Below are 17,655 nucleotides of genomic sequence, written 5' to 3'. Positions count from 1 at the left end.
CTCTGACTTGGAATATTCAAACATGCTCAACACCGTTATCGTCGGTGCCAGTGGCTACGCGGGAGCTGAACTGGCCGCACTGGTACAGAACCATCCACAACTCAAACTGTTCGGCCTCTATGTCTCCGCCGGCAGTCAGGATGCCCACAAGCGCTTCTCTTCCCTGCATCCCCAGTGGGTCGGCGCCCTCGATCAGCCGCTGCTGCCGCTGGACGAGGATGGCATGACCCGGATCATGACCCAGGCCGATCTGGTGCTGCTGGCCACCGCCCACGAGGTGAGTGCCGAGCTGGCACCCAAGTTTCTCGCCAAGGGGCTGCCGGTGTTCGATCTCTCCGGCGCCTTCCGGGTCAAGGATCAGGGCTTTTACGACAGCTTCTACGGCTTCACCCACCAGAGCGAACAGTGGCTGGATCAGGCCGCCTACGGTCTGGCCGAGTGGAATGCCGATGCCATCGCCAGCGCCCAGCTGATTGCGGTGCCGGGTTGCTACCCGACCGCCTCCCTCTGCGCGCTCAAGCCGCTGCAGCAGGATGGCCTGATTGCCAAGGGGTGGCAGCCCATCATCAACGCCGTCTCCGGGGTCTCCGGCGCCGGGCGCAAGGCGGCCATCAATACCAGCTTCTGCGAAGTGAGCCTTAACCCTTACGGCACCTTCAATCACAGACACCAGCCGGAGATCAGCCATCACCTCGGCAAGGAGGTGCTGTTCCAGCCCCACCTTGGCAACTATGTGCGCGGCATCCTGGCCACCATCTATGTGCAGCTGGCGGACGGCGTCACCCCCACGCAAGTGGATCAGGCCTTCCTCAAGGCTTACGAAGGCAAGCCGCTGGTGCGCCTCACCGGCCAGATGCCCTCTATTCGCGGTGTGGCAAACACCCCTTACTGCGATATCGCCTGGCAACAGCAGGGCAACATGCTGGTGGTGGTCTCTGCCATCGACAACCTGCTCAAGGGCGCTGCCTCGCAAGCCATTCAGTGCATAAATATCAAATTCGGATTTGAACCGGCCACCGGCCTGATTTAAGGACTTAGGAAGGATCTCGAACATGGACAAACAGACGTTGGTAATCAAGCTGGGCGGCGCCCTTATCGAGAACGACGAGGCGCTGACCGCCCTGTTCGCCACCCTCAAAACCTTTCTCGACGATCAGCACCGTCCGCTGGTGCTGGTGCACGGCGGTGGCTGTCTGGTGGATGACCTGCTCAAGGGGCTGGGTCTCACCTCTACCAAGAAGAACGGCCTGCGGGTGACCCCGTTCGAGCAGATCCCTTTCATTGCCGGGGCGCTGGCGGGGACGGCCAACAAGCAGATGATGGCCAAGGCGATCGCCACCGGCATTCCGGCGGTGGGGCTCTGTCTGGCTGATGGCGGCCTCTGTCAGGTGACCCAGCTCGACCCGGATCTCGGCGCCGTCGGCGAGTGCAAGCCGGGCAATCCGGCACTGGTGGCGGGCATCCTCGGTCAGGGCTTCCTGCCGGTAGTGAGCTCCATCGGCATCACCGCCGAGGGGCAACTGATGAACGTCAACGCGGATCAGGCGGCCACCGCCATTGCCGAGGCGCTCGGTGCCGATCTGGTGATGCTCTCCGACGTGAGCGGCATCCTCGATGGCAAGGGCAAGCTGGTGCCCCAGCTCGACAAGCTGACCGCGCTGGATCTGATGGAGAAAGGGGTGATCCGCGATGGCATGGCGGTCAAGGTAGAAGCCGCCCTGCACGCCGCCCAGACCCTCGGCAAGCCGGTCTGTGTCGCCAGCTGGCGTTACCCGGACCAGCTGCTCAAGCTGCTGGCTGGCGGCGCCGTCGGCACTCAAGTGGCCATTTGATCTCCACCGGAACAAGGAACATCCGATGCAACATCTTCTGAAAGACAGTGACCTGAACAAAGCCCAGATTGAAGCGCTGATTGCGCTGGGCAAAGCGCTCAAGGCCGACCCGAAGAAGTACAGCCAGGCGCTGGCCGGCAAGAGCGTGGTCACCCTGTTCGAGAAGCCCTCCCTGCGTACCCGGGTCACCTTCGACATCGGCATCGCCAAACTGGGCGGCCACAGCGTCTATCTGGATCAGCAAAACGGCGCGCTGGGCAAGCGGGAGTCGGTGAAGGATTTCGCCGCCAACCTGTCGCGCTGGTGTGATGCCATCGTCGCCCGGGTGTTCGATCACCAGACCCTGGTCGAGCTGGCAGAGCACGGCACAGTGCCGGTGGTGAACAGCCTGTGCAACCTCTACCACCCCTGTCAGGGGCTGGCCGACTTTATGACCATTGCCGAGCACTACGACGATCTGTCTAAGGTGAAGCTTGCCTACCTCGGTGATGGCAACAACGTCAGCCACTCTCTGCTGCTGCTGGGGGCGACCCTCGGCACCGACGTCACCCTGATCTGCCCGAAAGGCCACGGCCCGGATACCCAGATCTTCCTGCAAGCGCAGGCACTGGCGGCCAAGTCGGGAGCGACCATCCACATCAGCGATGACGTGGCGGATATCGAAGGGTTCGACGTGGCCTACACAGATACCTGGGTCTCCATGGGCGACAACACCCCGATGGAGCAGGTCAAAGACCTCTTTATGCCTTACCAGATCAACCAGGCCCTGCTCGACCGTACCGGCATCCAGCACGTGCTGCACTGCCAGCCGGCCCACCGCGAGCTGGAGATCACCTCGCAGGTGATGGATGGCCCCGCCTCCCTCATCATGGACGAGGCCGAAAACCGGATGCATATCCAGAACGCCGTTTTGCTGACCCTTCTTGGCGGCAAGTAACGCGACACTCAACCTGAATCACGACCCTTTATCGAATCATCATGGAGAGAAGTAAAATGAGCGGAATCAACAAGATCGTACTGGCTTACTCGGGTGGACTGGATACCTCGGCCATCATTCCCTGGCTGAAAGAGCACTATGACGCCGAAATCATCGCCTTCGTTGCCGACGTCGGTCAGGAGCGTGACGATCTGGAAGGGATCGAGCAGAAGGCCATCGCCTCCGGCGCCACCAAGTGCATCATCAAGGATCTGCGCGAAGAATTCGTCAAAGAGTACGTCTACCCGACCCTGAAGACCGGCGCCGTCTATGAGGGAACCTATCTGCTGGGCACCTCCATGGCCCGTCCGGTGATCGCCAAGGCGATGGTGGAAGCGGCGCTGGCGGAAGGGGCCGATGCCATCTCCCACGGTTGCACCGGCAAGGGTAACGATCAGGTGCGTTTCGAAGGCGCGGTCGCCGCGCTGGCGCCCCAGCTGAAAGTGATCGCCCCGTGGCGGATCTGGGACATGCGCTCCCGGGAAGATCTGCTCTCCTATCTGGAGACCCGCAACATCCCCTGCAAGGCGACCCTGAAGAAGATCTACAGCCGCGACGCCAACGCCTGGCACATCTCCACCGAGGGTGGCGAGCTGGAGAGCACCTGGAACGAGCCCTCCGAAGCGGTCTGGCAGTGGACCGTATCGGCCGAGCAGGCTCCGGATCAGCCGGAGTACGTCAAGCTGACCGTGGCGCAGGGTGAAGTGGTGGCCGTTGACGACCAGCCGCTGAGCCCGCACCAGATCCTGATGACCCTGAACGAGCGTGCCGGCAAGCACGGCGTGGGCCGCATCGACATCACCGAAAACCGGATGGTGGGGATGAAGTCCCGCGGCTGCTACGAGACCCCGGGCGGTACCGTGATGGTCGCCGCGCTGCGCGCCGTGGAAGAGCTGGTCTTGGATCGCCCGACCCGCGCCTGGCGGGAGAAGCTGGGTGCCGAGTTCTCCCATCTGGTTTATGACGGCCGCTGGTTCACCCCGCTGTGCAAAGCGATCCTCGCCTCTGCCAACGCCATCGCCGAAGATCTCGACGGTGAAGTGGTGCTGAAGATGTACAAGGGTCAGGTCACTGCGGTGCAGAAGAAGTCACCGAACAGCCTCTACTCCGAAGACTTCGCCACTTTCGGCGCCGATGAAGTGTATGACCAGAGCCATGCCGAAGGCTTTATCCGTCTCTACACCCTGGCCAGCCGGATCCGCGCCATGAAGGAACAGCATCAAGCCATCGGTGGCGACCACACCCACGGTTAAGCAAGCGCGATAACCCGTTGATTCCATTGAGGGGGCATGGCCCCCTCTTCTACAGGCAGAGAGCATAGCCCCCTGACCCATCATCGGCGGTGTGACAAGAGGGGCAGCGCCTCGGCCGCTTCTGTGAGATAACAGGGGCTGTGTGAATATGATGCTGACGTATTTTCTCCCTTCTCCCCTTGCGGGAGAAGGGGCGGGGATGAGGGGGGAATTACCCTCACCCTAGCCCTCTCCCAGAGGGAGAGGGAACCGATTCGCAGTTGCTGGATTTGACGTGTTCAACGGCAACAGCACTCATCACCACCGCACTGTTATTCAGGAAAATACAGGGCAAGATTTCTGCGCGCAGGCCAAGAGGCCGCGCGAGTACGGCAGGCGTAAACGCCTACCGACAACGCATTCAAGGAGAGCAGTATGGCACTTTGGGGTGGACGCTTCAGTCAGGGAGCCGATAGCCGGTTCAAGCAGTTCAACGATTCGCTGCGGTTCGATTACCGCTTGGCGGAGCAGGATATTCAGGGCTCCATGGCCTGGGCCAAAGCGCTGGTGAAGGTGGGGGTCTTGACTGCCGATGAACAGGGCAAGTTGCAGCAGGCGATGGAGGTGCTGCTCGCCTCGGTACAGCAGGATCCCCAGCAGATCCTGAGCTCGGATGCCGAGGATATCCACTCCTGGGTCGAGAGCCAGCTGATTGCCGCCGTCGGCGATCTTGGCAAGAAGCTGCACACCGGCCGCTCGCGCAACGATCAGGTCGCCACCGACCTGAAACTCTGGTGCAAGGCGCAGGGCGAGCTGCTGCTCGGCTCCATCACCGCCCTGCAACAGGGGCTGGTCGCCTCTGCCCGCGCCAATCAGGCCGCCGTGCTGCCCGGTTACACCCACCTGCAGCGGGCCCAGCCGGTCACCTACGCCCACTGGGCGCTGGCCTATGTGGAGATGCTGGAGCGGGACTACTCCCGCCTGCAGGATGCCCTCAAGCGCCTCGACACCAGCCCGCTCGGCTGCGGCGCGCTGGCGGGTACTGCCTACGCCATCGACCGCGAAGCGCTGGCGCTGGACATGGGCTTTAGCGGCGCCACCCGAAACAGCCTGGATTCGGTATCCGATCGGGATCACGTGGTGGAGCTGATGCACGTCGCGTCCCTCTCCATGACCCACCTGTCGCGGTTTGCCGAAGACCTCATCTTCTACAACACAGGTGAAGCCGGTTTTGTGGAGCTGTCCGATGCGGTCACTTCCGGCTCGTCGCTGATGCCGCAGAAGAAGAACCCCGATGCGCTGGAGCTGATCCGCGGCAAGACTGGCCGGGTGGTCGGCGCCCAGATGGGCATGCTGATGAGCCTCAAGGCGCTGCCACTGGCCTACAACAAGGACATGCAGGAAGACAAGGAGGGGCTGTTCGATGCCCTCGACACCTGGCACGACTGCCTCGATATGGCGGCGCTGGTGCTAATCGATCTGAAGGTCAACGGCGAGCGCACCATGACGGCGGCACAGGGCGGCTATGCCAACGCCACCGAGCTGGCAGACTATCTGGTAGCAAAGGGCATTCCTTTCCGTGAAGCGCACCATATCGTCGGCGAAACCGTGGTATTCGCCATCAGCGTGGGCAAACCGCTGGAGGAGCTCTCCATCGGCGAATTCCAGCGCTTCAGCCCGGTGATCGAGTTCGACGTCTACCCCAATCTGGAACTGGAAGCGACCCTGGCCAAGCGGGTTGCCAAAGGCGGCGTCGCCCGCGAACAGGTTGAGGCAGCCCTGACTGCCGCCGAAACATGGCTGGCCAAACGGGTGGGTTAAGCCAACCGGCTTGTCATCCAAAGTTGAAAGCAAAACGGCAACTCGAGGTTGCCGTTTTTTATTGCTCACCGCCGTTCAGGCACTGGCATTGAGCAATTTGCCAACCCCCTCGCCCTTACCATTGGGCAGGGTCTGTTTAAAGGCGCCAAGCAGCTGATCGAGATTGAGATGGCTGGCACCGAGGGAATCCTTGAGGGTATCGAGTTCACTTTGCAGCGCATCGAGGCGGGTGCTCTGGGTGCCATTGGCCAACTGGTTGCGGGCGGTATCGATGGCGGCCGGGAGTGACTGACCGCTATTTTCCTGTCCCAGAGTCTGCATCAGCTCCCCCATAAAGTGGTTGATGGCCGAGCGGTTCTGTTCGCTATCGGCATCCTTGATACCGAGCCGCTGGAACAGGCTCTGGACTGTCGGGGCTAGGTGCTCCTCCTGTACGGCAGGCTGCACGGGCTGGGGTTTGCTACTGTTGCCAAGCAGCTGGTTGCCCAGCTTGAGGGCGAGCAAGGCAAGGGGAAGCAGGCTGCTGATCATGATAACTCTCCGCGACAACGACCCTTGATGGTGTTGCCAAGAGGTCTGCATAAGCGGGGCCAGCACGATGATAAAACGCACAGCACCGGCTAATCCCTTGAATGGCAGATCTATTTGTTCAAGCAGCACGCAGGAGATAGTCGAGCGCAAAGGGGAGTCAAGCGGCCAGTAGCTGCCGCCACGGGCGGTAGTGGCAATATGGTGGCAAAGCGTTTTGCCGCCCACCCGAGCCGCGCCCCCTTCCTTTCACACCCTGATCGCCAACTCTTTAAGCCACTTGCGCAGCCGCCCGTTGGCGTTGAGATAGGGGGAGGCGCTATTGAACTGGATCATCCGCCCGAGCGTCCACTTCTCATACCAGAGGCAGCCATACAGCTGCAAGTCGCTGCGCGCCTCCACCAGTTCAATGATGTGCCCTCTGGCGGCCACCAATCGCTGTAACAACGCCGGATAGCTGAGCCCCTCGTAATCCCGATAGAACTTTTGGGCCAGCCCGCCCAACTCGTTCCACTTAAAACCGGTTTCAGGAAAATCCACTGGCAGACCTGCCGCATCCCGCTCGATCCACTTGATCAGCAGTTCGTTCCAGCCGATAAGGTAGGCCAGCAGATTGACAACGCTCATCGTGGTTCCCTTGCTGTGCCCTACTAGGTTCGGCTCCCGCACCCGGCTCTCGGGGACGGCCTGCAACGCCTTGAACAACTTGCTGAAATTGGTATCGATCGCGAGTAGCAGCTCGGCCTTGTTTTGCGGGATCCCCATTGCTCTCCCCTTTTCAGATTTGCTTGCGGTGCAGCCGAGGCGATTGCCGCAACCCCGGCAGCACGTTACGCTAGCCCTCTTCCATCCTGTGCAGCTCATCCAGTGCAGGCCAACCATCACGGCAAGATCGGCAATGAATCAACTAATCAGCTATATCAGGGCCATTCATCGACAGGAGAGCCCCGTCACTCTCTCCCGCCAAGAGAGTGAACACTATAGCGAGCATGATGAGAGCGGCACTGTGATCCAGCACCAGATAACCACCAGCTGGTTTACCAATGGAGTCGTCATCCGCCGGCAAACCGAACAGGACGAAGCGCCATCGCAGCAGCTTTGTGCCGAGTGCTGGATCAGCTATCGAGTCATCGCCAGCCCCATCCCCATCACTCCAGCCAGCAAGCTGTTTCACAACCACTGCCAGGAGCGATTCTGGTTGAAGGTGCAGGGCATCACGCCGCAAAGGTGATTGGTGCGCCCGTGAGCAGGGCGCGGCAGGGGGAAACGCAAAGAGGCTCCGAAGAGCCTCTTTTTGTTTCCGCGTCGGAACCCGACTCAGCCCAGCAGTAGATAGAGCTGGTGAGCGGCTACACCGGCGCACAGGCCGCCGATGGTGTGGGCAACGATGGCGCGGGAGGTGAGGTGGCGATAGCCGAGGGCATCGAGCATGGCGGTGTGGGTGCTCAGAAAGCCACTCCAGCACATCCCCATGGCGGTAAACACCGCGACCTCGTTACCGGTGATCCACCCCTTGGCGATAAAGGGGGGCACCAGTGACATGGCGGCACCGACCGCACCGAGGGAGGTAGCCGGGAAAGCGACCAGCTCCGGCTGCTGGAAGCCAAACAGCAGGTCAAACAGCCAGCTCACCTTGGCGGCCAGCACTGGCAGCAGGGCTACCCCCTGAAACGCTTCGCCGGTATAGCCCTTGTCGCCGGGGCCGAAGGTGAGCAGCATGACGAAGGTGCTGATGATCAGCACCCCGGGGATCACCGCCATCCCCAGCTCCACACCGGATTTGCCGCCATCGAGCAGAGAGTTGAGGATCCGCAGCCAGCCGGGAGCCGCCTCTTTGGTCACCCCTACCTTGCGGCCGTCGGACGATACAGCGTCATCGTTCAGCACTTCCCCCACCAAGGGGCGGATCATCCGCTGCATCAGTCGGGTAGAGACCACCGAGCCCACCAGCGCGCCAAGCAGCCCGATCAGTGCTGCGCTGGCGGTGGATTCGCCGCTCGGCAGTTGCAGGGTGGCCATAAAGGTGACCACGATCAGCCCCATGCCAAAGGCGGTACCGAAGTTGGTGAGCGACACCAGCTGCCACGGAGTGAAGCCCTTGCGAAAGCGGCTGTCCTTGGCGAGGCTGATCACCGCCGGGTTGTCGGAGAAGAAGGTCATCAGCGCCGCCAGCGCGGTGCGACCGGGCAGACGAAACACCGGCTTCATCAGGGGGGCCAGCAGTACCTCCAGCAGGCGGATCACCCCGAACTCGCTCAAGAGCTGACTCAGGGCACCGGAGAGCACCGTGATCCCCATGATAAAGAGCACGGTATTGAGCAGCAGCTGGTGGGCGGTATTGAACAGGGTGTTGACCATGGCAGAGAGGCCCATCTGGCTGCCGAGGTAACCGAACAGGCTGCCTAGAATAAGCAGTACCAGCACGGGTTCCATCCAGTTCCTAATGGCGGCAAGTCGCCCCTTTGACTCTATAACTACATGATTTTCCATATCTATCCTGCGGTTCATCTGTGCGTGTGTGGTTGTTTTTATGGTTAAAAAATGGCTGCGCCAAATAGAAAAAAGCCCTTGTCTTGCGACAAGGGCTTTTTGAATTGGCTCCTCCTACTGGACTTGAACCAGTGACATACGGATTAACAGTCCGCCGTTCTACCGACTGAACTAAGGAGGAATTGTAATTGGTGCCCAGAGACGGAATCGAACCGCCGACACGGGGATTTTCAATCCCCTGCTCTACCGACTGAGCTATCTGGGCAAATGGTGCCGGCTACCGGAATCGAACTGGTGACCTACTGATTACAAGTCAGTTGCTCTACCTACTGAGCTAAGCCGGCACACTTTAAACCATTGTGCATGAACAAATTTTTTATTTCATGGCACCAAAATTGGTGCCCAGAGACGGAATCGAACCGCCGACACGGGGATTTTCAATCCCCTGCTCTACCGACTGAGCTATCTGGGCGTGGGCGCTATTAAACGGATTTTAAGGCGGATGGTCAACGGGAAATTTCACTTTTTGTCTCGTTCGTCTCTTTTTTGCGCAACATCGTCCATTTCTGCCACTTCTTCGGCACAGGCCGCGCCTTTTCGCCCCCAGACTCTGGGTTCCTCCCCCTTGAGCAGGCGGGAGATGTTCTCGTGATGGCGGATCAGGATAAGGCAGGAGAGCAGCGATACAGGGAGGGTGTATTCGGGTTTGAGCAGGTAGGTAAAGAGCGGCGTCAGCAGCACGGTAATGATGGAGGCCAGCGAGGAGTAGCCGCTCACCAGCAGCACCAGCAGCCAGGTGCCAATCACGGCGCCCCCCATGGTGAAACCGATGGGCATCATGGTCCCCAGCGCCGTCGCCACCCCTTTGCCACCACGAAAATGAAAGAAGATGGGATACATATGGCCGAGGCAGGCGGCGACCCCGATAAAGCCGAGGTAGACGGGTTTGATCTGCAGATACCAGGCGAGATAGACAGGCACAGTGCCCTTAAGCACATCAAGCAGCAGCACCACCAGCGCCGCCATCCGGCCACCGAGGCGCAGCACATTGGTTGCCCCCGGATTGTGGGAGCCATGATCCCGCGGGTCGGGCAGACCGGTGCAGCGGGAGACCAGCACAGCACTGGATAGTGAACCACCCAGGTAGGCCAGAATAATCATCAAAATCGTCAGGGCCGTCATCTTGGTCGTTTTTACCACGATATGAATGGGGTATGATGCGGGCCACATACGCTGGCATGGGCCCATGCCCACCCAGAGCGCCTCGGCAAGCCTGTTGCCCAGCCAGCATCCCTGCGCTGTCATCACAGCCCATCAAGAGTAAAGAAGAAGTACAGTCATGGACAAGGTGTTTATTCGCGGACTCGAAGTTTTGACCACCATCGGTGTATATGAGTGGGAGAAGGGCATTCGCCAAAAGCTCCATTTTGACCTCGAGATGGGGTTCGACAACCGCCCCGCGGCAGCAACCGACGACATCAATCTGGCACTGGATTATGCCGACCTCTCCAACAAGATTTGCGAGCATGTCAGCGGCAAGGTGGTCGAGCTGGTCGAGACCATGGCCGAGCAGGTCGCCATGCTGGTGCTCGCCGACGAGCGGGTGCAGTGGGTCAAGGTGACCCTCACCAAGCCGGGCGCCGTGCCCAATGCCGCCGGGGTCGGCGTCGAGATCCTGCGCCATCGCACGCCGGCCGCGAGCAGCAACTGATGACCACCATCTATATCAGCCTCGGCTCCAACATCGAGCGGGATCGCCATATCCGTGCCGGACTCGATGCCCTGCACACCGAATTTGGCGAGCTGCGGGTCTCCCGGGTATTCGAGAGCGAAGCGGTCGGCTTCAACGGCCGCCCCTTCTACAACCTGGTGGCGGCTGCCGAGACCGATCTGCCGCTGACCACCGTCTGCCAGCGACTGCGGGCCTTGGAGTTCGCCCACGGCCGCGAGCCGGATGCCAAGAAGTTCGCCCCGCGCACCCTGGATCTCGATCTGCTGCTCTATGGCGATCTGGTCTGTGACACCCCGCTGGTGCTGCCGCGCGGTGAAGTGCTCACCAACGCCTTCGTGCTCTGGCCGCTGGCCGAACTGGCACCCAAACTGCGCCACCCCGTCGATGGCCGCACCATGGGCGAGCTGTGGCAAGCCTATGACAAGGTCTCCCAGCAGCTGTGCCCCATTCCCTTTCACTGGGAAGCGTGCGAATTGCAGCATCACTGATCCGCAAGGGCGCCTCACGGCGCCCTTGTTGTTTCCACAGACAGGGTTGCTTATCACGGATAAGAAAGTGTCATTGGGCCTGACCCTGCGAGGCTGGCAGGATAACGCCCACTACAGGAGAACCCCATGCCACTCGATACCATTCACCACTTTAACTGCCAGCTGCTGGCCGAACTGCCCCACCAGCGCTATGAGCATGAACCTATTCTCGACTACGCCACCGACGAAAAGGTCAAGGCCCGCCTCGGCTGGCAGGCTGAGTTCAGCAAGACCCTGTTTCTCAAGTTCAAGGATGGCCGCTTCGCCCTGCTGCTGACCCACAGGGACGGACGGCTCGACAACAAGGCGGTCAAGGCCGCGCTCGGCGCTAAACCCTCCATCTGCACCGCCGAAGAGATGCAGGCGGAGATTGGCTGCCTGCCGGGGGCGGTCTGCCCCTTCCTGCCCCGCGCCGATATTCCGCTACTGGTGGATCCGCAACTGCTCAACCACCCCGCCTTCACCTGGACTCCGGGCCACCCGGAGCAGACCTTTCTGCTGGCGACCGAGCATCTGGCCGAAGTGCTGGCGCAGCTCCCCTGCGAGGTCAGCTATCTGCCCGCGCCAACGGCGTAGCCCCATCGCGCGCCAGCTGGGCGAAGATGAGCGCCGCCAGCATGGAGAGCAACCCGACACAGAGGTAGGTAAGGTGGAACCCGGCCAGCCACTGCCCCTCGGCCACTAAGGTGCCCGCTGAGGTGCCCGCCGAGAAGAGCCCGAGCAGGCTGGCGGCAATCGCCACCCCCAAACTCATGGAGAGCTGCATCACCACCGAGAGCAGACCGTTGCCACTGCTGGCCAGGGTCGGGCTGAGATCTTGCAGCGTGAGCGTGTTCATGGCGGAGAACTGCAGCGAGTTGATGGCGCCGAAGATCGCCAGCCACCCCAGCAAGACTCCGTAAGGGAGCTGGTTGTCGATGAAATAGAAGCTGGCGATCATCGCCCCCAGCAACAGGGTGTTGCCGATCAGAATGCGGCGATAGCCCACCTTCGGAATCAGCTTGTTCACCAGCGTCTTGGTCAGCATGGCGCCAATCACGGTGGGGATCATGGTCATCCCCGCCTTGCTCGGGGAGAAACCGAGCCCCAGCTGCAGAAACAGCGGAGTGAGGAAGGGCATGGCGCCGCTGCCGAGGCGGGCAAACAGGTTGCCCCAGATGCCGATGGCAAAGGTGGTGGTCTTGAACAGGTTCAGGCTAAAGAGCGGCTGCGGTGCATTGGCGGCATAGAGCCAGTAGCTCGCCATCGCCGCCAAGCCGAAGATCAGTGCAAACAGCGCCCAACCGGTGGAGATGCTGTGCTCCCCCAGCCCCTGCAAGCCGACCGACACCAGCACCATGCCAACGCTGAACATCACAAAACCCTGCCAGTCGAACCGGGCGGTCTGCTGCCGCAGCTCCGGCATAAAGTGCCAGCTCGCCATAAAGCCGAGCAACCCCACCGGCAGGTTGATGAGAAATACCCAGTGCCAGCTCGCCACTTCCACCAGCCAGCCACCGAGCGCCGGCCCCATCAGCGGGCCGAGCAGCCCCGGGATGGTGACAAACGACATCACCCGCAGCAGCTCGTGCTTGTCATAGACCCGCAGCACCGCCAACCGTCCCACCGGCATCAGCAGCGCACCGCCAATCCCCTGAAGCACACGGGCGGCCACCAGCATGGAGAGCGAATTGGAGGCGGCACAGGCGAGCGAGCCGAGTGTAAAGAGCGAGATGGCGGCCAGATAGATGCGGCGGGTACCGAATCTGTCTGCCAGCCAGCCAGAGGCCGGGATCAGCAACGCCACCGTCAGCATGTAGGCGATGATCACCGACTGCATCTGCAGCGGGCTCTCCCCCAAGGTCTCGGCCATGCTGGGCAGGGCGGTGTTGAGAATGGTGCCATCCAGCGCCTGCATAAAGAAACCGACCGCCGCCAGCAGGGGCAGCCACTTGCGCTGGGCCGGGGTCACCCCGAGTGAAACTTCCGCCATAACAGACCACCTCCACTTCAGGAATAAAAAGACCCGCTCTCGTTGTTACGGGCGGGTCATGTCAGACATCATGCATCCGGCTGGCCAAGCATGGCCTTGAGCCGCTCTTCGAGGCTGGGCTCGGGGGCTTTGAGCGTATCAAGGAACAGCCGCTCTATCCCGGCCTTGTCCTGACTTTTCACGATAAACACCAGTCGGGACTGGGCCTTGCCCTCCGGCCAGTCGCCCAGCGCCTGCAGCGGATAGAGCTGGCCGTGGACGCCGTGGATCACCACCGGCTGGCTCTCCCCCTCCAGCTGCAAAATCCCCTTGAGGCGCAGCAGGGCATCGCCATACTGCGCCTGCACCGCATCGATGGCGGCCAGCAAGCGAGAGGGCTTGAGCGGCTCTCCGATACGCAGGGAGAAACTCTCGATGTTGCCGTGATCGAAGTGGGTGGGCGCAGCTGTGCCCACCTTGGCGGCGAACGGTTGCATCTTCGGCTGCATCGGTGACGCCAGCCCCTGCTTGGGGGATTCGGTGCGCAGCCAGGCCAGCAGCTGGCGCACATCGCGCCCGGCCGCTTCGTTGTAGGCGCCCAGCTTCTCCAGCACCGCTGGCGACAGTTCGCCATTGGTCACCTGCTGGATGGGGGCCGCAGGATTGAGGGCCGCCAGCTGTGCTTCGACCCGCGCCAGCTGCTCGCCGTCAACCAGATCCCCCTTGCTCACTACCAGCAGATCCGCCAGCGCCACCTGTTTCACCGCTTCATATTGAGCCGCCAACTGCTGCTCGATATGGCCGACATCCACCACGGTGACGGTGCCATCGAAGCGGTAGCGCTGGGCGATAAAGCCCTCTTCGCGCAGGGTAAATAGCACGGGGGCCGGATCTGCCAGACCGGTGGTCTCGATAATCAGCCGCTTGAACGGTTTGATCTTGCGCTGGATGGCCTTCATAAAGAGCCCCTGCAACGCCTCCACCAGAGAGCCCTGCACCGAGCAGCAGATGCAGCCGGAGTCGAGCAGCATCACCTGCTCATCCACCTGTTGCACCAGATGGTGATCCAGCCCCACCGAGCCGAACTCGTTGATCAGCACCGCGCACTCGCCGAGCTCCGGCTGCTTGACCCAGTGGTTGAGCAGCGTTGTCTTGCCGCTACCGAGAAAGCCGGTCAGCAGGGTCACAGGGATACGGGTATCTTGCATATCGGTCATGTCAGATCCTTACCGGTTGGCAAACAGGTCGCTGAGCCAGCGGTTTTCAAAGCGGCCGTGGGGGTCTAGCTCGGCTTTCAACGCCACGAAGTCGTTCCAGCGTGGCAACAGGGCCGGGAAGTCGTAGAGATCCATCGCCAGATGCTTGCCGAAGTGGGGAATGCCGCCAAGCGGCGCCAGCAGTTGTTGCAGCTCGCGCATCTGCTCCATGGAGCCGTTGACGAAGGTGCCGTCCGCCGCCAGATAGACCAGAAAACCGATCCAGCAGACCGGCTGGCCGTAGGCGGCACTGAGCCAGGCCTCGGAAGGGCCGGTGCAACGCAGGATAAAGGGGTAGTGCAGCACGCCCGGGTTGGCCTCCTGCCAGGCCTGCAGGGTCTCCAGTGCCTCGTTCATGCGATGAAGCGGCACCGCCACCTCGCAGTTGATCTGGGGCGCCGGGATCCCCTTGCAGAGGATCTGATAGACGTTGCCCACCAGATCGGAGGCATCCTTGAAGCGGCGCACCGTCTCGAAGTGCTCCCCCGCCAGCGCCTCATCCTTGGTGTCTTTCGCCATCTTCTGCAAAGTGGCATCAATGGTGGCATTCATGCGGGCGTCGATATCGCCATCCAGCAGCAGCGGCTCGCTGCCGCCTGCGCGGTAGCGGGCAACCTCCTCCTCGGAAGCGGGATCCACCAGCCAGATGTGGCTCTCACCGGTCCAGGCAAACCACCAGCTCTTCACAAAGCCGTGCTCACGGTTGAGCCGCTCGTTGTGCTCCAGGAGGAAGGGGTAATCGGTGGTGAACTTGGTGCAGCGCATGATGCGGTTGGGCACGGTGCGCAGGGTGACGTCGAGCAGGATGCCGAGCATCCCCATCCCCATCACGAAGGCGCCGAAGCGCGGATCGGTGCGATCGACCCGGATGATGTCGCCATTGGCCTGCATCACCGTCATCACCTCCACCGCATCGCAGAGGGCAGACTGGTGCAGCCCCTGACCGTGGGTGCCGGTGCTGAGGGCGCCGCCCAGGGTCTGGATGCCGATAACGCCCGGGGATGCGGGCAGCATCCGCTCCATGGCGATCAGCTCGGCATAAACGGTATCGAGTGGCGTCCCCGCCTGATAGGTCACGGTATCGGCAGTTTTCGCCAGCTGGCCGCGCAGGTGGTGCAAGTCCACCAGCAGCGCCTGGCTACCCTCGGCATAGACGCTGTGGATGGGTTCGAAGGAGAGGCCGGAGCCGATAAGGCGCAGCTTGCGCTCGGGGTGTTCCCGCAGCAGCGCTTGCAGCTCGTCGCGGCTTTTCGGGCGCCACACCTGATCCAGCGCCCCGAGGGGATTGGTTCTCGACCAGTTGAACAGCACCTCCCGATTACCGATCGCCTTGATGCTGTGAAATGCCTGGAACTGAACCGTCATACCGCGCCTCATCTTTTACTGACGTCAAAATGAGCGCCGATTCTACCGAAAAGTGAGCCACAAGGCATGGAAAACAAGCCCCTGCACTCGAGGGGGGATAGGGAGAGAGCACCTCCCTACCCTACCAGACGGATGCGTGGCCGCCCGTCTGTCACCGATAGATCAGGTGGCGTTCGGGATGCCTCGCACCCCATCTGGCTGGCGGGTCTGCGCCTCTTCCGGCAGCAGCCCCTCACAGAACTGGCGCAGCGGCATGGGGCGGGCAAACAGGTAACCCTGCAGATAGTCGACCCCTTTGGCCCTGAGGTAGTCAGCCTGACGCTCGCTCTCCACCCCTTCCGCCACCAGCGCCAGACCGAGCCGGGTCGCCAGATCGATCACATTGTCCACGATATGTTCCGAGAGCGACTCGGTACCGATGCGGGCGATAAAGGATTTGTCGATCTTGAGGTAATCCACATGAAACTGCTGCAGGTAAACCAGGCTGGAGTGGCCGGTACCAAAGTCGTCGATGGCGAGTTTGACCCCCATCTCGTCCAGCTGGCGGAACAGGGAGAGGGTCTGGGGATCTGACATCAACAGCTCCCGCTCGGTCAGCTCCAGCACCAGTACCACCTTGCCGGGGAGGAAGTGACCGAGGAAGGCGCGGCACTCGGCCAGCAGGGCAAAATCGTGGCAATGAGCGGCACTGATGTTGAAGCTGATATGAAACCCATCGGGCAACTGCTCCTGAGAGCGGTTCAACCGTGTCGCCACCTGCTTCATGATATGGGTGGTCATGGGGACGATCAGTCCCGACTCCTCCGCTTGCGGGATAAAGAGATCGGGCCGGATCACCCCTTCATTGACATGCTCCCAGCGCATCAGCACCTCGGCGCCCATCATCTTGCCATCGTGGCTGGCAATCAGCGGCTGCAGATAGGGAACAAACTCCCTGGCCCGCAGGGCGCGTCGCAATTCATCTGTTGGCGAGCCGGGACGCCCCAGCACCCACCACACCAGCCAAGCCAGCAAAAGAGAGGAAACCGCCAGCCACGACAGCGCCACATGCCGCGCGGCCCACAGCGACTTCCAGTAGACCGGCATGACATAACCGGCATGGATGGTGAAAGGATAATGGGACGAGGTGAGGGCCTGGCTGATCCCGCGATGGAGGGTGGGTGCCTCGCTCAGATAGCGGCCAGCCTCATCAAGCCAGGCCGACCCCACCTGCAGATAGAGCGCACTGGATTTTCCGCTCATGGTGAGCATGAAGCTGAGCTGGGTACTGTCGATGGCACTCAAGGCGGCATCCTTGCCCTGTTCGGTGCGCACCACCAGCAGCGGGTGATTTTGCCGCACCCGGTTGCCACTCATCAGCAGCAGCTTGCGGCCGGTGTAGATGGAACCGTCATCGGCATCATTGGCCTCGCCAAACAGCGAGGTGCAATTGATGATGCCGTTTCGCACCAGATTGACCGAACGCAGGAAGGGCTCGATGGCGACCTTCTTGCGCAGCACCAGCAGATTGTCGCGACAGGGAGCATTCACCAGAGGCAGCACGGAGCGGTTGGCCTGCTCCGCATGATCCAGCATCGACTCCATCAGGGTTCTGGCCTTGTGGGCCGAAGCGCTGGATTCCGCTTTCAGCTCCTGCACATAATTGCTGTGGATGAGCCAAGCTCCCACCAGCAGCGGCAGGGTAAAGACCAGCAAGGCACCGCCGAAGCGTAACCCGGTTCGGGAGAGATCGATCCTGAACAGAAACATAAAGAACCACGCCGCAATTCGTCAGGCCTGCCAACGCAAGCACCCAGTGAACAGATATCCACTTTCCCTCGATAACGATGCCTCATCATTACCGCACATAACCGAACAACATAACCCAAAGCGTTTATAAAACGAACCACCAAACAGGTGGTTGGATCTCTCTAGCAAGGATCGTGCAAACAGTCTTCAAAAAAGA

The 17,655-nt window shown here is 61.3% G+C and carries 17 protein-coding genes and 4 tRNA genes; 9 read left to right on the top strand and 12 right to left on the bottom strand.

The features are described 5' to 3' along the window. Nucleotides 1–22: 22 nt before the first annotated feature. From argC to argH, 5 genes are all read left to right on the top strand, one after another. Nucleotides 23–1,030, top strand: a complete 1,008-nt coding sequence (gene argC, locus A9G06_RS03110; protein WP_069554235.1) for an N-acetyl-gamma-glutamyl-phosphate reductase — start codon at nucleotides 23–25, stop codon at nucleotides 1,028–1,030. A gap of 22 nt (nucleotides 1,031–1,052) precedes the next feature. Then, nucleotides 1,053–1,832 carry an acetylglutamate kinase gene (argB, locus tag A9G06_RS03105; RefSeq protein WP_033115912.1) on the top strand — a complete coding sequence of 260 codons (780 nt, stop codon included), beginning with the start codon at nucleotides 1,053–1,055 and terminating at the stop codon, nucleotides 1,830–1,832. A 25-nt stretch (nucleotides 1,833–1,857) separates the two neighbouring features. Beyond that, on the top strand, nucleotides 1,858–2,769 hold the full coding sequence (locus tag A9G06_RS03100; RefSeq protein WP_069554234.1) for an ornithine carbamoyltransferase: 912 nt from the start codon (nucleotides 1,858–1,860) through the stop codon (nucleotides 2,767–2,769). A gap of 56 nt (nucleotides 2,770–2,825) precedes the next feature. Further along, on the top strand, nucleotides 2,826–4,061 hold the full coding sequence (locus tag A9G06_RS03095) for an argininosuccinate synthase (protein WP_021231255.1): 1,236 nt from the start codon (nucleotides 2,826–2,828) through the stop codon (nucleotides 4,059–4,061). A 414-nt stretch (nucleotides 4,062–4,475) separates the two neighbouring features. Beyond that, a complete protein-coding gene (gene argH, locus A9G06_RS03090) occupies nucleotides 4,476–5,861 on the top strand; it encodes an argininosuccinate lyase (RefSeq protein WP_069554233.1) in 1,386 nt (461 codons plus the stop codon). Nucleotides 5,862–5,936: 75 nt separating this feature from the next. Here the strand turns inward: argH and A9G06_RS03085 are convergent, their stop codons facing one another. Together A9G06_RS03085 and A9G06_RS03080 are read right to left on the bottom strand one after the other, a co-directional pair. Continuing rightward, on the bottom strand, nucleotides 5,937–6,392 hold the full coding sequence (locus A9G06_RS03085) for a hypothetical protein (RefSeq protein ID WP_069554232.1): 456 nt from the start codon (nucleotides 6,390–6,392) through the stop codon (nucleotides 5,937–5,939). A 246-nt stretch (nucleotides 6,393–6,638) separates the two neighbouring features. Then, nucleotides 6,639–7,154, bottom strand: a complete 516-nt coding sequence (locus tag A9G06_RS03080) for a ClbS/DfsB family four-helix bundle protein (RefSeq protein WP_069554231.1) — start codon at nucleotides 7,152–7,154, stop codon at nucleotides 6,639–6,641. 133 nt (nucleotides 7,155–7,287) lie between these two features. Here A9G06_RS03080 and A9G06_RS03075 point away from each other — a divergent pair, with 133 nt between their 5' ends. Continuing rightward, on the top strand, nucleotides 7,288–7,620 hold the full coding sequence (locus A9G06_RS03075; RefSeq protein ID WP_069554230.1) for a hypothetical protein: 333 nt from the start codon (nucleotides 7,288–7,290) through the stop codon (nucleotides 7,618–7,620). Nucleotides 7,621–7,706: 86 nt separating this feature from the next. On the opposite strand, the gene A9G06_RS03070 is transcribed toward A9G06_RS03075, so the two are convergent. From A9G06_RS03070 to plsY, 6 genes are all read right to left on the bottom strand, one after another. After that, nucleotides 7,707–8,879, bottom strand: coding sequence for a nucleoside recognition domain-containing protein (locus A9G06_RS03070; protein WP_005355060.1), 1,173 nt, complete (start codon nucleotides 8,877–8,879; stop codon nucleotides 7,707–7,709). 105 nt (nucleotides 8,880–8,984) lie between these two features. Continuing rightward, nucleotides 8,985–9,060 (bottom strand) — tRNA-Asn (locus A9G06_RS03065). Between the two features lie 8 nt (nucleotides 9,061–9,068). After that, nucleotides 9,069–9,144 (bottom strand) — tRNA-Phe (locus A9G06_RS03060). A gap of 3 nt (nucleotides 9,145–9,147) precedes the next feature. Next, nucleotides 9,148–9,223 (bottom strand) — tRNA-Thr (locus A9G06_RS03055). Nucleotides 9,224–9,275: 52 nt separating this feature from the next. Beyond that, nucleotides 9,276–9,351: transfer RNA gene (locus tag A9G06_RS03050), tRNA-Phe, on the bottom strand. 47 nt (nucleotides 9,352–9,398) lie between these two features. Then, a complete protein-coding gene (gene plsY, locus A9G06_RS03045) occupies nucleotides 9,399–10,061 on the bottom strand; it encodes a glycerol-3-phosphate 1-O-acyltransferase PlsY (RefSeq protein ID WP_042053596.1) in 663 nt (220 codons plus the stop codon). Between the two features lie 157 nt (nucleotides 10,062–10,218). Here plsY and folB point away from each other — a divergent pair, with 157 nt between their 5' ends. The 3 genes from folB (at nucleotide 10,219) to A9G06_RS03030 (ending at nucleotide 11,714) form a co-directional block, all read left to right on the top strand. Beyond that, on the top strand, nucleotides 10,219–10,590 hold the full coding sequence (gene folB, locus A9G06_RS03040; protein WP_069554229.1) for a dihydroneopterin aldolase: 372 nt from the start codon (nucleotides 10,219–10,221) through the stop codon (nucleotides 10,588–10,590). Next, nucleotides 10,590–11,099, top strand: a complete 510-nt coding sequence (folK, locus tag A9G06_RS03035) for a 2-amino-4-hydroxy-6-hydroxymethyldihydropteridine diphosphokinase (protein ID WP_069554228.1) — start codon at nucleotides 10,590–10,592, stop codon at nucleotides 11,097–11,099. Before folB ends, folK begins: the two co-directional genes overlap by 1 nt. A gap of 126 nt (nucleotides 11,100–11,225) precedes the next feature. Then, nucleotides 11,226–11,714, top strand: coding sequence for a YbaK/EbsC family protein (locus tag A9G06_RS03030; RefSeq protein ID WP_069554227.1), 489 nt, complete (start codon nucleotides 11,226–11,228; stop codon nucleotides 11,712–11,714). Here the strand turns inward: A9G06_RS03030 and mdtD are convergent. From mdtD to A9G06_RS03010, 4 genes are all read right to left on the bottom strand, one after another. Continuing rightward, nucleotides 11,686–13,110, bottom strand: coding sequence for a multidrug transporter subunit MdtD (mdtD, locus tag A9G06_RS03025; RefSeq protein ID WP_069554226.1), 1,425 nt, complete (start codon nucleotides 13,108–13,110; stop codon nucleotides 11,686–11,688). The genes A9G06_RS03030 and mdtD overlap by 29 nt on opposite strands. A 68-nt stretch (nucleotides 13,111–13,178) precedes the next feature. Further along, nucleotides 13,179–14,306, bottom strand: coding sequence for a GTP-binding protein (locus A9G06_RS03020; protein ID WP_069554225.1), 1,128 nt, complete (start codon nucleotides 14,304–14,306; stop codon nucleotides 13,179–13,181). Nucleotides 14,307–14,315: 9 nt separating this feature from the next. Then, nucleotides 14,316–15,710, bottom strand: a complete 1,395-nt coding sequence (locus A9G06_RS03015; protein ID WP_069554224.1) for a D-arabinono-1,4-lactone oxidase — start codon at nucleotides 15,708–15,710, stop codon at nucleotides 14,316–14,318. Between the two features lie 162 nt (nucleotides 15,711–15,872). Continuing rightward, nucleotides 15,873–17,459: an EAL domain-containing protein gene (locus A9G06_RS03010; RefSeq protein ID WP_069554223.1), complete on the bottom strand. Its 1,587-nt coding sequence runs from the start codon at nucleotides 17,457–17,459 to the stop codon at nucleotides 15,873–15,875. Nucleotides 17,460–17,655: the final 196 nt, after the last annotated feature.

Source organism: Aeromonas sp. DNP9, from assembly GCF_001728955.1.
GTDB lineage: Bacteria > Pseudomonadota > Gammaproteobacteria > Enterobacterales > Aeromonadaceae > Aeromonas > Aeromonas veronii.
This window is presented reverse-complemented; position numbering and strand designations above follow the sequence as displayed.

Coding starts and splice junctions, on each gene's coding strand:
- argC (WP_069554235.1), top strand. CDS start 23: ATGCTCAACACCGTTATCGTCGGTGCCAGTGGCTACGCGGGAGCTGAA.
- argB (WP_033115912.1), top strand. CDS start 1,053: ATGGACAAACAGACGTTGGTAATCAAGCTGGGCGGCGCCCTTATCGAG.
- A9G06_RS03100 (WP_069554234.1), top strand. CDS start 1,858: ATGCAACATCTTCTGAAAGACAGTGACCTGAACAAAGCCCAGATTGAA.
- A9G06_RS03095 (WP_021231255.1), top strand. CDS start 2,826: ATGAGCGGAATCAACAAGATCGTACTGGCTTACTCGGGTGGACTGGAT.
- argH (WP_069554233.1), top strand. CDS start 4,476: ATGGCACTTTGGGGTGGACGCTTCAGTCAGGGAGCCGATAGCCGGTTC.
- A9G06_RS03085 (WP_069554232.1), bottom strand. CDS start 6,392: ATGATCAGCAGCCTGCTTCCCCTTGCCTTGCTCGCCCTCAAGCTGGGC.
- A9G06_RS03080 (WP_069554231.1), bottom strand. CDS start 7,154: ATGGGGATCCCGCAAAACAAGGCCGAGCTGCTACTCGCGATCGATACC.
- A9G06_RS03075 (WP_069554230.1), top strand. CDS start 7,288: ATGAATCAACTAATCAGCTATATCAGGGCCATTCATCGACAGGAGAGC.
- A9G06_RS03070 (WP_005355060.1), bottom strand. CDS start 8,879: ATGGAAAATCATGTAGTTATAGAGTCAAAGGGGCGACTTGCCGCCATT.
- plsY (WP_042053596.1), bottom strand. CDS start 10,061: ATGACGGCCCTGACGATTTTGATGATTATTCTGGCCTACCTGGGTGGT.
- folB (WP_069554229.1), top strand. CDS start 10,219: ATGGACAAGGTGTTTATTCGCGGACTCGAAGTTTTGACCACCATCGGT.
- folK (WP_069554228.1), top strand. CDS start 10,590: ATGACCACCATCTATATCAGCCTCGGCTCCAACATCGAGCGGGATCGC.
- A9G06_RS03030 (WP_069554227.1), top strand. CDS start 11,226: ATGCCACTCGATACCATTCACCACTTTAACTGCCAGCTGCTGGCCGAA.
- mdtD (WP_069554226.1), bottom strand. CDS start 13,110: ATGGCGGAAGTTTCACTCGGGGTGACCCCGGCCCAGCGCAAGTGGCTG.
- A9G06_RS03020 (WP_069554225.1), bottom strand. CDS start 14,306: ATGACCGATATGCAAGATACCCGTATCCCTGTGACCCTGCTGACCGGC.
- A9G06_RS03015 (WP_069554224.1), bottom strand. CDS start 15,710: ATGACGGTTCAGTTCCAGGCATTTCACAGCATCAAGGCGATCGGTAAT.
- A9G06_RS03010 (WP_069554223.1), bottom strand. CDS start 17,459: ATGTTTCTGTTCAGGATCGATCTCTCCCGAACCGGGTTACGCTTCGGC.